A 15,652-nucleotide genomic window follows, 5' to 3' on the forward strand; every position below is an offset into this window, starting at 1 on the left:
AAGCCGATCTGGGAGGTCGGCGATCTGGGGGTCGGCGGTCGGGAGGGTCTGGAGCGACGTGGCGGGAGCAGGGGTGACGGACGCGGCTGGTGACACGAGCGGGCTGCCGGATACGGACGGGCTGGGCGGGGGATCGCGCGGCGAGCCGACGCGGCCCGCGTTCTACGCGGATCTGCACGTGCACTCCCGCTACTCGCGGGCGTGCAGCCGGGACTGTGACCTGGAGCACCTTGCATGGTGGGCGGCCCGGAAGGGCATCCGCGTCGTCGGCACGGGGGACTTCACGCACCCGGCCTGGGCACAGGAGCTCGAGGACAAGCTGGTGCCGGCCGAGCCGGGGCTGTTCCGCCTGGCGCCCGACCTGGAGCGCGACGTACTGCGCCGGCTGCCGGCGTCGTGCCGGACGGCGACCCGGTTCATGCTGTCCACCGAGATCTCCACGATCTACAAGAAGGGCGACAAGACCCGCAAGGTCCACCACCTGCTCTACGCCCCGGACCGGGAGGCGGCGGGGCGGATCACCGCCGCGCTCGCCGGGATCGGCAACCTCGCCGCCGACGGTCGCCCGATCCTCGGCCTCGACTCCCGGCACCTGCTGGAGATCACTCTGCAGTCCCACCCCGCCAGCTACCTGGTGCCGGCGCACGTGTGGACACCGTGGTTCGCGGTTCTCGGCTCCAAGTCCGGTTTCGACGCCATTGACGACTGCTATGGCGACCTCGCCCACGAGGTCTTCGCCCTGGAGACCGGCCTGTCCGCCGACCCGGAGATGTTCTGGCGGATCTCCGGCCTCGACCGCTACCGCCTGGTCAGCAACTCCGACGCGCACTCGCCGCCCATGCTCGGCCGTGAGGCGACGGCGCTGTCCTGCGACCTTGACTACTTCGCCGTCCGGGAGGCGCTGCGCACCGGCGACGGCTACACCGGCACCGTCGAGTTCTTCCCCGAGGAGGGCAAGTACCACCACGACGGCCACCGCGCCTGCGGGGTGCGGTTCACCCCCGAGGAGACGAAGGCCACCGGCGGCGCCTGCCCCGCCTGCGGCAAGCCACTGACCGTCGGCGTGCTGCACCGCGTCGACGCGCTCGCGGACCGCGAGCAGACCACCGTCCCCGAGACGGCGGGGCGGTTCCGCTCCTTCGTCGCGCTGCCGGAGATCGTCGGTGAGATCCTCGGCGTGGGGCCGAAGAGCAAGGCGGTCGCCGCCCAGGTCGGCGCGCTCGTAGAGCGGCTCGGCCCGGAGCTGGGCATCCTCGGCGACGTCGAGCTGGCCGCGATCGGCGAGGTCGGCTCCGGCGAGCTGGTCGAGGCCGTCGGCCGGCTGCGCCGTGGTGAGGTGGTGCGCGAGGCCGGCTTCGACGGTGAGTACGGCGTCATCCGGATGTTCGCCCCGGGTGAGCTGGCGGGTGAAGAGGCGACCCTGTTCGACCTGGACTCGCCGGTGGCCGCCCCCAAGGCGAAGCGCCCGCGGAAGTCCGCCGTGGCGCCCCCCAGCCAGGAACAGGAAACCGACCCGGATCCGGAAACCGGCCACGAGCAGGCAACGCTGGAGGCCACCGGGCTTGCGGCAGCCGGACGAGGCGTGTCCATTCTCGACGGGCTGGACCCCGACCAGCGGGCCGCGGCGGCCGTCGCGGACGGTCCGCTGGTCATCCTGGCCGGTCCGGGCACCGGCAAGACGCGGACGCTGGTACATGCCATCGCGCACCGGGTGCGCGAACGGGGCGTCCCGGCCGGCGAGTGCCTGGCCGTGACGTTCACCCGGCGGGCGGCCGAGGAACTGGCCGAACGGCTCGACGGCATGCTCGGCCCGGAGGCCGGGCACGTCACCGCGACCACGTTCCACGGGCTGGGGCTGCGTGTCATCCGGGAACAGCACGTCCGGCTCGCGCGCGGGCCGGACGTCCAGGTGGCCGACGAGGCGATCCGCGCGGAGCTCCTCGCCGAGGCCCTCGGGGACACGACGGTGGCCGCCCGCGCGGCCGCCGAGCGGCGGATCGGCGGGCTCAAGCGCCTACGGGCGCTCGGCGAGCCGGTTCGCGGCGATGAGCTGGCCGGCGTTCTCGCGCGTTACGACGCCGCGCTGCGCGAGCATGGCCTCGTCGACCTGGACGACCTGCTGGCGCTGCCGCTCGCGCTGCTGACGGCCGAGCCGGAGCTGGCGGAGCACTACCGGCGCCGGTTCCGCCACATCTGGGTCGACGAGTACCAGGACGTGGACGAGGCGCAGTACCGGCTGCTGCGGGTCCTGTGCCCACCGGACGGCAACCTGTGCGTCATCGGCGACCCGGACCAGGCCATCTACTCGTTCCGCGGCGCGGACGTCGGCTTCTTTCTGCGCTTCGAGCAGGACTTCCCCACGGCGCGGCGGGCGTCACTGACCCGCAACTACCGCTCGACCGGGACCATCGTCGCCGCCGCGCGCTCGGCGATCGCGCCGGCCACCTTCGTGCCCGACCGGTTGCTGGTCGCGGTCCACCCCGACGGCCCGGACGCGGCTTCGGCGCGGGAGAAGGACACGTCCAGCCGGCCGGACCCCCGCCGCCGGGGCGGGCCCGGCGGCTCGAAGGTGGTCGTGCGGGCGTGCGCGACGGAGGCCGAGGAGGCGCTCGCCGTCGTCGACGCCATCGAGGAGGCACTCGGCGGGACGTCGTTCCACGCCCTCGACTCGGGGCTCGACGGCTCCGCGGGCAGCCTGCTCTCGTTCGCCGACATCGCCGTGCTCTACCGGACGGCGCGCCAGGCCGAGCCGGTCATGGCGGCACTCGCCAAGCGCGGTTTTCCCTTCCAGCGCCGCTCCCATGGCCCACTCGCCGATGCCCCCGGCGTCGCCGCGCTGCTGGCGGAGCTGCGCGGGCATGACGACGCCCCGCCCCGCTCCGTGTCGGCCGCCCTGCGCGACGCCGCGGCTCGCGCGGGCGAGCGGGCCACCGCCCGCGGTACCGCCCTCGCCGCGGCCCTGGCGGCCGAGGACCTGGCGGCGCGGCCGGGCGCCACCCGGCCAGGTCCCGCCGGCGGCTCCGCCACGGACCCGTCGGTGTCGGAGGCGGAGATCAGACTGGCGGTGGAGCTGCTGGCGCCGGCCGCGGCGGCGGCGGGGGAGGACCTGGCGAGGTTCCGCACGTCGGTGTCGCTCGCCACCGAGGCGGACACGCTCGATCCGCGGGCCGACCGGATCTCACTGCTGACCCTGCACGCGGCCAAGGGCCTCGAGTTCGGCCTGGTCTTCATCGTCGGCTGCGAGAACGGACTGCTCCCCATGAGCTGGGGCACCCGCTCCGGCCCGGGCAGGCCCGCGGCCAGGCAGGCCGCCGCCGCGGCCCCCGGTGACGACCGGGACCAGGACGCGGCGCGCGGCCCGCAGGCCGAGGAACGGCGGCTGTTCTTCGTCGGCATCACCCGGGCGCGCGCCCGGCTGGTCCTCAGCCACGTCGCCCGGCGCGCCGGTTCGGCCTCGGCCCGGACCCCGTCCCCGTTCCTCGCCGACCTGGATCCGGCCCTGCTGGACCGCGAGTCCGGACGCCCCGGCCAGCTGGCGCCCCGCCAGCGTCCTCTCGGCCAGCAACTGCGCCTGCTGTGACCTGGCCGGTCTGGGCACGGATCGGGCGAGGTCGACCGTGCGGGCCCCGCGGCCGCCGCGTCGGCCGGCCGGTCCCGGCGGTACCGACCGATGTCGTGCGAGGTATGAAGAAGCTGGCGTGACTGGCGCCTATCACCCCAAGAATGACGGAGCGCACGATCCCGAACCGACCAATCGAGCTGTCGCTGCTCGACGAACGTGACGCCCACGTCGAGGACCTGGCGCCGGGCACGGCGTCCGACCTCGCCGCTGGTGGGCCTGCGGGGCGTGACCGGACGCCCCGGCTGCCGTCGCTGTTCGTCGCGGTGGGCTTCGTCGTGCTGTGCCTGTTCGAGACGCCGGGGCAGATCGTGGCCGACACCAAGATGGACGTCGCGCTTGACCCGCTGCGGTTCATGGAGCGGGCCACCCATCTGTGGAACTCGTCCGCCGACTTCGGGTTCCTGCCGAACCAGTACGCCGGCTACCTCTTTCCGATGGGGCCGTTCTTCCTGCTCGGGCACCTCCTGCACGTCCCCCCGTGGATCACCCAGCGGCTGTGGATGGCCCTGATCCTCACGGTGGCGTGCTGGGGAACGGTGCGGCTCGCCGATGCGCTGCGCATCGGCCGGCCGCTGACCAGGGTGATCGCCGGGCTCGGGTACGCGCTGTCACCGATGTTCATCGGGAAGGTCGGCGCCGCGTCGGTGGCCCTGACCGGGGCGGCGATGCTGCCCTGGATCACGTTGCCGCTCGTGCTCGCGCTGCGCCCGGACGGTGCCGCCGGCGCCGGTGCCGGGACGGCCGGCCTCGCGCCCGGCGCCGCCCGGGGCGACGGGCGGGACAGCCGGCTGTCGCCTCGCCGGGCCGCGGCGCTTTCCGGCCTCGCGGTCTTCTGTACGGGTGGCGTCAACGCCAGCGTCACCCTGTGTGTCCTGCTGTTCCCGGCAGTGCTCCTCGTGTGCGCGGGGGGGACGCGGCGGGCCTGGGCGCTGCGGGCGTGGTGGACGCTCTCGGTCATCCTGGCGTGTTTCTGGTGGCTGTGCATGCTGGTGGTCCAGAGCCGGTACGGCCTGAACTTCCTGCCGTTCACCGAGACCGCGGCGACCACGACCGCGACGACATCCGTGGCCGAGGCGCTGCGCGGGACCACGGACTGGCTCGCCTACCTGCGGCTATCTGGCCCCTGGCTGCCGGCGGCGTCGGCCACCATCACCAATCCGGTGGCGGTCGCCGGCTCGGTGGCGGCGACCGGTATCGGTCTGTGGGGCCTTGCCCGTCGTGACCTGCCCGCGCGGCGAGTCCTCGTGATCAGCCTCGCTGCCGGCGTCGTGGCCGTCTCGGCCGCGTACCCGGGGCAGCCGGGCAGCCCGCTCGCGGACGGGGTCCAGCAGCTGCTCGCGGGGCAGCTGGCCTTCCTGCGTAACGTCTACAAGTTCCAGCCGGTAGCCCACCTGCCGTTGGCTCTCGGGATGGCGCATGCCCTCCATGTCGCCCTCGGCGCTCGCCGGCCGTCGCCAAAGCCCCAACCGGAGCGACGGCATCGCTCTGAGAGGCCCGCGGCGCGGCCGGCGGCCTCGTCGTCGGCCGGGGCCGCCCGCCGCGCGGACCCGCTGTCGGTGGGCGCCGTCGTGCTCACCGTCGCCGCGCTGGTGATGGGAATGGCACCGGCTTACACGGGCCAGTTCTTCCAGTCGGGAACCTTCCAGGAGGTTCCCGACTACTGGCACGAGGCGGCGGACTGGCTCGCCGACAACCCGGACGGTGGCCGGACCCTGATGCTGCCGGCGATGCCGTTCGGGGAGTACAGCTGGGGACGGCCCCTTGACGAGCCGATGTCCTGGCTGGCCAGCACGCCGTGGGCGTCGCGCGCCCTGGTCCCGCTGGGCAACACCGGGATGACCCGGTGGATGGACGGCATCGATCAGCAGCTGGAGCTGGGCCAGGCGCCGGGGCTCGCCGTCGCGCTCGCGCGCGCCGGGGTCGGCCAGGTGCTGATCCGCAACGACCTCGATGATCGGAACTGGGACATCCCGCCATCCACCGACCAGGTGCACCGCGCCCTGGAGGGCTCGGGACTGCGGCGCGCCGCCTCGTTCGGCCCGATGATCAACGCGAGGCTGAGCTCGAAGGGCCGGCTGATCCCATCGGCGGCGATGACGAGGAAGGAGAAGGTGCCGGCGCTGGAGGTCTGGGTCGTACCGGGCCACGCGTCCGAGGTGGCCGCGTACCCGGTGGACACCGCTGTCGTGGTGTCCGGTGGCGCGGAGGCCACGGTCCAGCTGGCCGCGCACGGAATCGTCGGTACCGACCGGGCGGTCGTGCTCGCCAGCGATCTCGCCGGCACGGCCGGCGCCGGCGGTTCGGCGGCCTCGTCAGGAGGGCTGAACCAGGCACCGCCAGCGAGCGAGGTCGTCGGCCCCACCACGGCACTGGTGGTGACGGACACCTCCCAGCGGCGTGACACCGACTTCGGGGTCGTTCACAACGGGACGTCCTACCTCCTCGGCCCGAACGAGAACGCCGCCGGCCGAAGTGACGCGCCGCGCCAGTGGCTGGACCAGTCGGCGGCCGGCCATCAGACCGTCGCCGGCTACACGGACGGGGTCAGGATCCGAGCATCCTCCTTCGGGTCGAACCTGATCGCCCTGCCGGACACCTCACCGGCCGCCGCCTTCGACGGCTTCCCCTACACGTCGTGGACCGCCGCCCCGGACAAGAAGAAGGGGTCCACGGGCGCCTGGGTCGAGGCAGACCTCCCACGGGCGACCACCCTGCCTTACATCGATGTGCAGCTGCTGGAGGAGGGCACCTGGCGGCCAGCCGTGCAGGCGATCCGCGTGACCAGCCAGGCGGGCTCCGTCGTCACGCGGGTCAGCCCGGTGGAGACGGCGCAGCGGCTCAAGGTCCCCGCCGGCCCGAGTAGCTGGTTCCGGATCACGTTCGAGCAGGTGACCAGGCAACAGAGCAACGTCTTTGGGGCGGGTATTCGTGAGCTCACCCTGCCCGGTGTGCGGATCCAGCACTACGCCCAGACCCCGTCGGACGCCGCCAGCCTGTTCACCGGTGGCGAGGGACAGCTTGCCTACACCTTCGACCGCATGGGTGTGGACGTCACCGACCTGTTCGGTGGTTCGGAGGAGCTCGCGCTGGCGAGGCGGTTCGACGTGCCCAGGCCGATGAACTTCACGCTGACCGGGTCCATGACGGCGGTGCCGATATTGTCCGAAGCGCCGCCCGACCCGACCGCGCCGTTCGTCGTGCCGTGCGGAGGCGGTCCCTCGCTGTCTGTCGACGGGGTCCGCTACGACGTGCGGGTCGAGGGCCTGATGTCCGATGTGGCCAAGAGCAGGCCCATGCGCATGAGTGTGTGCACGCCGGACGGGACGATCCCGCTGACGGCCGGCCAGCACCTGATCACCACCGACAGCGCGGGACTGCCCCTGCTGACGGGGCAGCTCACGCTAGTCGGGACAGGTACGCGGACCAGCGGCGACAAGCCTCGTTCGACCACGGTCACCAGCTGGACCCCCGAGCGCCGGACCGTCGAGATCGGCGCGGGGACGAGGGCGTTCCTGGTCGTCCGGGAGAACGCGAACTCGTCATGGACCGCGACGCTGAACGGACAGGCCCTCACCCCGGTCCGTCTCGACGGCTGGCAGCAGGGCTGGATCGTCCCGGCGGGCTCCGCCGGCACAGTCCTGATCGAGAACCACCCCGGGCAGTCCGCCCGGGGCCTCCTGGTCGTCGGCGGGATCCTGCTGTTGCTCCTCGTCGCGCTGGTGCTGATCCCCGCGCGGTGGCGGTTCCGGCGCTCGGTTGACCCCGACGGCTATCCGCTTGGCCTGGGCCGCGGGAAGGCGCCTCTGGCCTCGCGCCGTGCGAGGGTTGTGGGCGGCGTCGCCGGTGGCGTGTTCGCGGTGATCGCGGTGTTCCTGGTGGCCGGGCCGGTCGCCGTCATCGTCCTCGTCCTCGTCCTTGCCGGCCGCCGTCGCCCGACCGTGCTGCCGTGGACGGCCTTCGTGTTCGCGGTTCTCGCCGGGGTGGGCGTCGCCCTCGAGCCGGACGCGATTCCAGGCTCCGGTGACGGCGCCTTCAGCTGGCAGGTGCAGGCGGCGGGTGTCGTGGCATTCGCCGCCGTCGTGGCCGCGCTGACGCCGCGCCCCGCGGATGCCACCACCGGCTCCGAGGGGCGACGCGCCGGCGGCGACGCTCCCGCAACCAGGTCACCCGTCGAGGACGGCCGGCGGGGACACCCCGGCGAGTAGATGGACAGCCCGCGGAGTGGGGAGAGCTCCGTGGGCGACGCGGAGCCCGCTCACCCGGTCTCGCGTGCCCGCGCAGTCGCGCGGGTGCTCGCGCGCGTTCGCGGGCCGGGCCTGGCGCGCCGCTGTCCGGGCTACCTGGCGGCGCTGACGGCGAACAGGGTCTCCGGGCCCCCCTGGCCGACCATGTTGCCCTTCACCGGGACGACGCGGAAAGCGATGGTGGCTCCGGCGGCCAGCTTGCCGCTGGTCCAGGTGTAGCCCGTGATCGCGCCCGGCAGGCGGGTGAAGCCGGGCTCCCCGGCGCTGACCACGCGCTGTTCGACGAAGTACTGGGTCGCGCCGGGCGTCGCCGGCCAGGTCAGGGTGACCTGACCGGCGCCGGCGGGTGCCACCGCGGGCTGCCGGCCCTTCCCCGGCCAGCTCACCCCGCCGAGCACCGGTCCGTAGCGGCCGCCGACCCCTACTTCGGCAAGCGCGTTCGCGAAGCCTCGGGTGATGACGTACTCCCCGTCCGGATTGGGATGCGCGCCGTCCCAGGTGTGCCAGAGGGGATCCCAGCCCTCATCCGACCGAGCGATGACCACCTTGGACGTGGGGGTGGACCAGGCGCCAGCCGACTGGTCGAGGATCGTGTTGAAGGCGGACATCCGGTCCACGTCGAGCCCGGTCCAGAGCACATGGCCCAGGACAATCGTCAGGTTTGGATTCACGGTGCGCGCGGTGTCGATGAACTGTTTCATCAGCGCCGCGGCTTCCGCGGGGGCTGTCGCGACGCTCGAGGCGTGGAGCACGTCGTTTCTGCCAAGCATGATCAACATGATGTCGGTCGGATGGTCCCGGAGCGCCGCCGCGATGTGCGGGGTCGCCGTGGCGATCGTCAGTCCCCACACCGCCTGCTCGTCGGTGTCGAACCAGGGGTTCACGTAGTCGCGCGAGCCGTCAACGTCCTTCACGTTGTCCCAGACGGCGTTGCGAGTGCCGACGAAATCGACGCGGCCTGGCGCCGTGAGGCTGAGGTGCTGGTAGAGCCGGTAGCGCCACGTGTAGTCGCCGGCGGACTCCTCCGTCTGCGAATCGCCCACGATCATGATGCGGGTCTGGGGAACGGCCGAGGTATGTGCCGACGGCGGCGCGGCGGCCCGCTCCGCGCCTCCACAGGCGCTGATCGACAGTGCCGTCACCGCGGCGAGTATGGCGAGCCCGGCGCGGACACTGACCGGCCTGATCGGGCTGGCCGCGCGGTCCCCACCGTCCGGCACACCGTTCCTGGCTCTCCTGCGCACGCGGCTCGTCCCCTCGGCGATGACGGGAGCCTGTCGCCGCGATGGCGGCTCCGGGTTCAGTCCGGGCAGACTCGGACGTTCATTCTGCCCGGGTTGCCGGATCTGGCCCGTTGTGGGGGGGTGGGGTACAACAAGAGGCCATACCAATCGCAGATGGACCGTTGAGAAGCCCGCCGGAGGGCCGAAGACGGGACGCGGGCAGCACCCGGCTCGTCCGCCCCTTACGGCGCAGACCTCCGCCCGCCCGCGCCAGACCGGAGAGCCCTAGCCCGATGAGCTTTCAAGACACCGCACGCGACTGGACGCGACACGGCAGCGAGGACCCGTTGTGGGCCGTCCTCGTCGACCCCGCCAAGCGCGGTGGACGCTGGGACGCCGACGACTTCCTCGCCACCGGCAGGCAGGAGGTCGACGAGGCCCTCGGCGTCCTCGACCGCCTCGGCGGAACCCCGGCGCGGACCGGCGTCGCCCTCGACTTCGGCTGCGGCGCCGGACGGCTTACTCAGGCACTGGCCGCGCACTATGACAAGGTCATCGGCCTGGACATCTCCGAGCCGATGCTCGACGCCGCGCGTCGGCTCGACCGCACCGGCGGCCGAGCGGTCTTCCAGCACAACTCGACCCCCGATCTCGCGGCCATCCCCACCGCCAGCGTCGACCTCGTCTTCACCAGCATCGTCCTGCAGCACGTCCCGCCGGACGCGGCCGAGAGCTACCTGCTCGAGTTCGGACGCGTGCTACGCCCGGGCGGCGCCGCCATCATCCTCATGCCCAACGGCGTTCGGCCCACTGTCCAGGGGCTTCTCTTCCGCTACGCACCGCCGGCCGTCGTCGGAGCTCTCCAGCAGCGCCTTCTGCACTACCCGGCGCCGATGCGCATGAACACGCTGCCCGTCCGGATCATGACATCCCACCTCAGTCACGCGGGCCTGCGGATCATCGGCACCACCGACGAGCCGCAGCACGGCCCGCACTGGAACTTCACCCGGTACTACGCGGTCCGACCGGGCGCCGCGGCGTCCTGATCCGCCGCCGCTCACTGGTTGAGCAGGAGGTCGAGGTCAACGCGGATCAGCCACTGGTCCAGCTTGAACGGCGGGTAGGGCCACGGGATGCTGTCCAGCACCAGCTGGTTTATCGGGATCCAGAGAGTTCTCCGCCGGGCGTCCACCGCGGCCCGCCGGACTCCGACATATCGGGTTGCCGGGCCGCGCAGCCGCGACAGCCCGATGTCGATCGCCGACGTGCGGAAGGTCATCTGGTGGCCGGAGCCGGCCGGCCGGACGACCTGGAGCGTCCCGTCAAGACCGGTGAGCAGGATAGCTCCGCTGGCCGGATCCATCGTCAGGCTACGCACGAGGCCACCCCGTCCGGTCTCCGGGAGCAGGTGGTCTGGGCGGCACTCGATTCCGAAGAACCGAGGCCAGTCGGCGGTCGCCGGCGCCGTCGTCACGAGGCTGCGCTCCCGGCCGGCCTTGGTGTACACGGCCATCGGGGCCGCGTACAGGCCATCGGCCTTTGTCCGCGCCACGTAGAGGTTCCCGGCCGTGTCGAAGCAGGCCGACTCCATCCGGGACCCGTCCTGCACGGCCCGCACCGCGGCGCTCTTCGGGATGATCTGCCCGGTGCTCGCCGAGTAGGAGAACTCCTGCACCGGGAATGGCTGCGCCACCTTGTCTCCGGTGAAGCAGTCGCTGATCAGGACAAACCGCTCGTCATCCGGCTCGCTGGTCGGGTCCGTCACGACCTCTCGCGGGTTGACCACGGTCCGGATACCCAGTGGGCTGGTCGGCGGGTACTGCCACCAGGCTCGGGTCCGCCCTGCCAGGTCGACGACGAACAATGCGCCGGACTCGGTCCCGCCCGTTCCGGTTCCGAAGTACTGCGCGATGACAAGGTGGCCCGAACGCGGTAGCCGCGCCACCGATGCGAGTCCTCGGGCAGACCGGGGTGCCGTGGGCCCGACAGCGGGAAAGGCGCTGGCAGCCACCGCTGGTGGCGCGAGTGCGGCGAGTTCGTCGGCTGTCCGCGAGAGCGTCGGCTCGTACCGCCAGTCGCCGGCCCGATCGCGCCGTAGCTGCCCGAGGCTGGGGAACACGCCCTGGATCCGGGTGTCCCAGCCGTGGAACGGCACGACGGAGACGAATACCACCCGCTGTCCGGTGACGGGGTCGGGGACGACGACCACGTCGGCGACGTCCGCGCCACCGACCCCCTGAACGGTCGGGTCCGGGCTGGGTATCGAGACACGCCCGGCGGTCGAGGGAATCACGAGCCGGCTGAAGCGCCGCGCCTCCGGGTAGAAGATCCCGACTTCCATGGTGGTCGCGGTCGGCCGCGTCTGGTCGTCGCTGAACGGCGTCGTACCGATCAACACCGTGCCGTCGTCGGCCGCCACGGACATGAACGCGGCCTGGCCTGGGCCGAATCCGAAACCGGGCACACCGACCGTCTCGATCGTTTGAGAACCAGCCAGCTCGCCGAAACTATCCGGCGTGCCGAAGATCGACAGGAGGCCGAGGGTGTCCTTCTCCGCCAGGCCCGGCAGGAGCCGCCGTACGCCGACCGTGGCACCGAAGGCCGCGGCTCCCAGGCCGGCGGCACTCAGCCCGATGGCGCCCACAAGCCGTCGGCGAGTCGGGTGGGCGCGATGCCGCGGCGCCTCGTCGGGCGCTCTGGGTCCGTCGTGCCACCGGCCGTTCCCGATGTAGGCACGGTCGCGGGCATCGGCGGCGGGCGACCGTCGGCCGCCGGCGCCGTGGCCGGCCGGGTCGGATGGAATGACCATTCCCTCATACAGTGATCGGCCCGCGAAGGACTCTGGTCCGAAGGTCAGACGTGCGCGGGCAGCGGTCGGAAGACGATGGTGTTCACGTACCGGTCACTGGCCCTGGTAGCGATGGCTCGCAGGTAGCTCTCCTTGGACACCTCGGCCATCGCGGCCTGGTGCCCGACCAGGTCGAAGTCGGCGAGCGGCTGCCACTGCCCGTCCTTGAGGTATATGCCCTCATAACCCCAGCTGTCGACCAGGCTGAGCGTGTCCGCGGCCGGCGCGCGGTGGTCCTCGACCTCGACGATGAGCATCGGACGCCACTTCCGGACCAGGCCTTCGGCCCCACGCAGCGCCTGTAGCTCATGGCCTTCGACATCGATCTTGATAAGGCCCACGTCGGCTACGTCCAGGCTGTCGAGCCGCATGGTCGTCACCTCGACAGACCGGCCGTCGCCCTGCCCGTGCAGGGACGCGCGTCCCTCGGTGCCCTTTCCGCCCACCGGCAGCCACAGAGTGGCCGTCCCTTCCTCGTCGGAGGCCGCGGCGGACACGACGGTGACGTTGGGAAGCGCTGTCCGCCGCACGAAGTCCGCGAGCTCCGGGTTCGCCTCGACCGTGACAACGGAGGCGGCGGCGCGCGCCAGCCAGTGAGTCCACGGCCCGTACCAGGCGCCGACGTCGATCGCGGTCTGGTTCGGGCCGACGAACATTTTGACCTGCCGAAGAATCGGCTCGAACCGCCGGTGCGCGTAGGCGACAGTCGTCGCGAAGATGCGGTCCGGGATGAACTCGGCGATTGTGCTCTTCAGTTCCATGGAGGTCTCCGTTCCGATTGATGGGCTTACTGCCGAGTCGGCAGGGTGTGCTCTGGCTCCGTACGCACACCACAGACAGGAAGAAAGTAGGGCGTCGCGCCCGCTACGGCGACGCCAGCCACTCATTCGAACCTCACAGCGACAGCGAGCTGGCCGCGCCGTCCGGCGCTGGGCACCCGCTCGGGCGTGAGCGCGTCGAACGTCCATCGCTCCCCGGAAGGGCTCGGTGCCGAGGGCGTTACCTCGCTGGCGCTACCATCCCGCTGCCCCCGTCCGCGATGGTCGTGGCCGGCGAGGCCGCGGCGGTGGGCCCGGAGTCGCGACGGCCACGATGCGGTCCGGCTCGCTGGCTTCGATGGTGGTCCGCGAGGCGGCCCGTCGGTCGGAATGGTGTAGCCGGTGGACGAACCAGCCGGTCGCGGTCGCGGTCGCGGCCTGGCAGGCCAGAGCCGTTGCCACGGTGTGCCCGATCCCACCGCCGGCAAGGACGAGGCCGACGCCGGTCAACGCCGAGCAGGCGAAGAGCACCACGACGATCACGCGCTGGTTCGCGCCCAGCAGGTAGGTGGCGAACATCATGGTGACCGCCATGGCTGTCATCGCGAGCGCGAGGACCCACAGTGACCCGGCGGCCGCCGTCAGATCGGAGCCGAACACCAGCGCCAGCAGGGGTTCGGCGCCGACCAGCCCGATCGCGGTCAGCAGGATTCCGGGCGCGACGACGCAGCCGACCGCCATCGCCAGTGCTCGGCCCGCCTGCAGGCCCTCCTTGCGCCGTCGCGCCGCCTCGGGCAGCAGGAAGTTCGCGACCGCCAACCCGATGAACACCGGTACCTTGCAGGCCGTTGAGATCGCGGCGTAGGCGCCGACCGCCTCCGGATTGCGCCAGCCGACGATGACGACGTCCATGTTCTGCAGCAGCGCCAGCGGGACGAGCGCGCCGAGCGCGGTCGAGGCGTCCGAGATCAGGCTGTGCCGGATCCTCTGCGGCCGCGGCGTCGGCAGCATCTGCGGCCGCGGCGTCGGCAGCATCGGAATCGGGCCGGTGGCGGTTGGGGTCACCGAGCCTTCCAGCCCAGGCCGTGGCTTCGGACGCGGCAGCCGGGGCAGTGCCGGGGTACGGACGACCGCCCGGCGGGCATGCTCCGCGCCCACCGCGATACCGAGTGCCAGCGCGAGGCCGGCCCCGTTCACCTCGAGACCGACTCCGACCAGAGCGACCACACAGGCGGTCCGGAACGCGGACTCGAACACCAGGTTGCGGGCCAGCGCCGGGTAGTTGCCGCGGGCCTGGAGCAGCCCGCGTTCCACGCAGAGCGAGATCCAGATCGCCGCCGCGATCGTGGCCTCGGCGATCGCGAACGGGTGCGGGTAGGACAGCAGCGTCGCGACCGGTTCGCACAGTGCGAACGCAATCACGATGGAGACAACGACGCCGACGAATGTGACACCGCGCAGCTGACGGATCCAGGCGAGCCGATCGCGCCGGGTCTGGCCGATCCGCGCCGACTCCCAGTGGACCACGGCGATTAGCACGGCTGTCCCGCCGACCGAGAGAATCATGAAGATGTTCGTCTGGACGACGACGGCGCCATATGCGTCCGGATCGAGTACCCGTGCGAGCGCCAGGTTCATCAGCAGGTTGAAGACGTTGACGACCATGCCTGCCGCGGCGAGAGCCATCGGGCCCCGCAGCAGCTCGGCTAACACATCCCGCTTCACCGACAGCGCCATGCACCTCTCCGTAGCGCGGTCACCCGCCGGTACGCAGCCAGACGCTGGCCCAGCGGTGGGCGATCCCGCCGTTGGGATCGGCGAACTGATCCCAACGGTAATCAATTGCGGTTTGTCGCAATTGCGAGGCGTGTCGCACGTTACACGGGAGTTCGCCGAGGCGCCGCCGATATCGGGCGAGGGACGATGCGGCCCCCGGCCATCCAGGTGGTGCTGGATCGTTTCCGGCGGGACCACCGCGACGCGAAATCAGACCGGCGACAAACCGGTGACCTGGCCCAACCGCAGACGGCTTCCGGCGGTGGTTGCGGCGGTCAGATCTTGCGGAGGATCAGCAGCAGGTTCCAGGTGAGAACCTCGCGCACTCCGGGCACCTTCAGGATCGGCTTGGACCAGTCCGGCAGGTACCGCGGCAGGGCGTCGATGACGACGACGTCCTGCCGGGAACGAGCCCAGGCGAGGGTGTCGCCGACGTACACGGGAAACATGGTCTCGCCGTAGATGTTCTTGGGCGGTTCGCCGTTGAGCCGCTCGTAGCGGGCCTGGGCCCGGCGGCCGCCGAGGTAGTGCCAGGGCGCGGTCTCGTGACCGCCCCACGGGGACAGCCAGCTGCAGTAGCTGAGGTAGATGAGGCCGCCGGGGCGGGTCACCCGGACCAGCTCCGAGCACATCTGCCAGGCGTCCGGGACGTGCTCCAGCACGTTCGACGTGTAGCAGATGTCCACCGAGTCGGTCCGCACCGGCAACGCGAGCGCGCTGCCCCGGATGCGGCCCGGGACGTCGGTGACCGCGAGCTCCGAGACGTCCGGCTCGATCCAGCAGTAGCGGGAGCCGGCCTCGAGGAACGCGTCCCGGAAGTAGCCCGGGCCGCCGCCGACGTCGAGGACGGACTGCCCGGCGACCGAGACATACCGGGACAGCTGGCGGACGGAGTCCGCGGCGACGAGCCGGTAGAAGCTGGGCGGCGGGTCGACGGGCTTCTTGCGGTGCTCGGTGAACAGCGTCCAGGAGCGACGCAGGCCCCAGCCGACGTAGGGCACGGAGGGCAGGGTGGCCGCGCGTGGCCGGGCCGGTCCCGACGCCGTCGACTCGGCCGTTGGCGCCGTCGTGGCCGGTAGCGGATCTGGGGCCAAGTCAACCATAGGCGGACCCTAACACCCGTCCGCCGTGGTGAATGCGGTGGGCAGGGTCACCGCCGGAGCGGCCAGCCGGTCGGTTCT

8 protein-coding genes are annotated in these 15,652 nt (G+C 72.0%); 3 read left to right on the top strand and 5 right to left on the bottom strand.

Annotated elements, in window-relative coordinates; translation table 11 throughout:
• Positions 1-103 precede the first annotated feature (103 nt).
• Together BCD48_RS20495 and BCD48_RS20500 are read left to right on the top strand one after the other, a co-directional pair.
• Positions 104-3,580, top strand: coding sequence for a UvrD-helicase domain-containing protein (locus BCD48_RS20495; RefSeq protein WP_116271597.1), 3,477 nt, complete (start codon positions 104-106; stop codon positions 3,578-3,580).
• A 143-nt stretch (positions 3,581-3,723) separates the two neighbouring features.
• On the top strand, positions 3,724-7,827 hold the full coding sequence (locus BCD48_RS20500) for an alpha-(1->3)-arabinofuranosyltransferase domain-containing protein (RefSeq protein ID WP_083418947.1): 4,104 nt from the start codon (positions 3,724-3,726) through the stop codon (positions 7,825-7,827).
• A 131-nt stretch (positions 7,828-7,958) separates the two neighbouring features.
• Here the strand turns inward: BCD48_RS20500 and BCD48_RS20505 are convergent, their stop codons facing one another.
• On the bottom strand, positions 7,959-9,086 hold the full coding sequence (locus tag BCD48_RS20505; RefSeq protein WP_071050007.1) for an SGNH/GDSL hydrolase family protein: 1,128 nt from the start codon (positions 9,084-9,086) through the stop codon (positions 7,959-7,961).
• A 296-nt stretch (positions 9,087-9,382) separates the two neighbouring features.
• Between BCD48_RS20505 and BCD48_RS20510 the strand changes: the two genes are divergently transcribed.
• Entirely contained in the window at positions 9,383-10,135 is a 753-nt protein-coding gene (locus BCD48_RS20510; protein ID WP_071050008.1) for a class I SAM-dependent methyltransferase, read from the top strand.
• Positions 10,136-10,146: 11 nt separating this feature from the next.
• Here the strand turns inward: BCD48_RS20510 and BCD48_RS20515 are convergent, their stop codons facing one another.
• From BCD48_RS20515 to BCD48_RS20530, 4 genes are all read right to left on the bottom strand, one after another.
• A complete protein-coding gene (locus BCD48_RS20515; protein ID WP_241841879.1) occupies positions 10,147-11,898 on the bottom strand; it encodes a hypothetical protein in 1,752 nt (583 codons plus the stop codon).
• A 44-nt stretch (positions 11,899-11,942) separates the two neighbouring features.
• Entirely contained in the window at positions 11,943-12,698 is a 756-nt protein-coding gene (locus BCD48_RS20520) for an FkbM family methyltransferase (RefSeq protein ID WP_071050009.1), read from the bottom strand.
• Positions 12,699-12,950: 252 nt separating this feature from the next.
• Positions 12,951-14,432, bottom strand: coding sequence for a lipopolysaccharide biosynthesis protein (locus BCD48_RS20525; protein ID WP_071050010.1), 1,482 nt, complete (start codon positions 14,430-14,432; stop codon positions 12,951-12,953).
• Between the two features lie 314 nt (positions 14,433-14,746).
• The gene (locus BCD48_RS20530) at positions 14,747-15,574 is read right to left on the bottom strand and encodes a class I SAM-dependent methyltransferase (protein WP_397428784.1); all 828 of its coding nucleotides are present in this window, start codon (positions 15,572-15,574) and stop codon (positions 14,747-14,749) included.
• Between the last annotated feature and the right edge of the window lie 78 nt (positions 15,575-15,652).

The organism is Pseudofrankia coriaricola (assembly GCF_001854805.1).
Classification (GTDB): domain Bacteria; phylum Actinomycetota; class Actinomycetes; order Frankiales; family Frankiaceae; genus Pseudofrankia.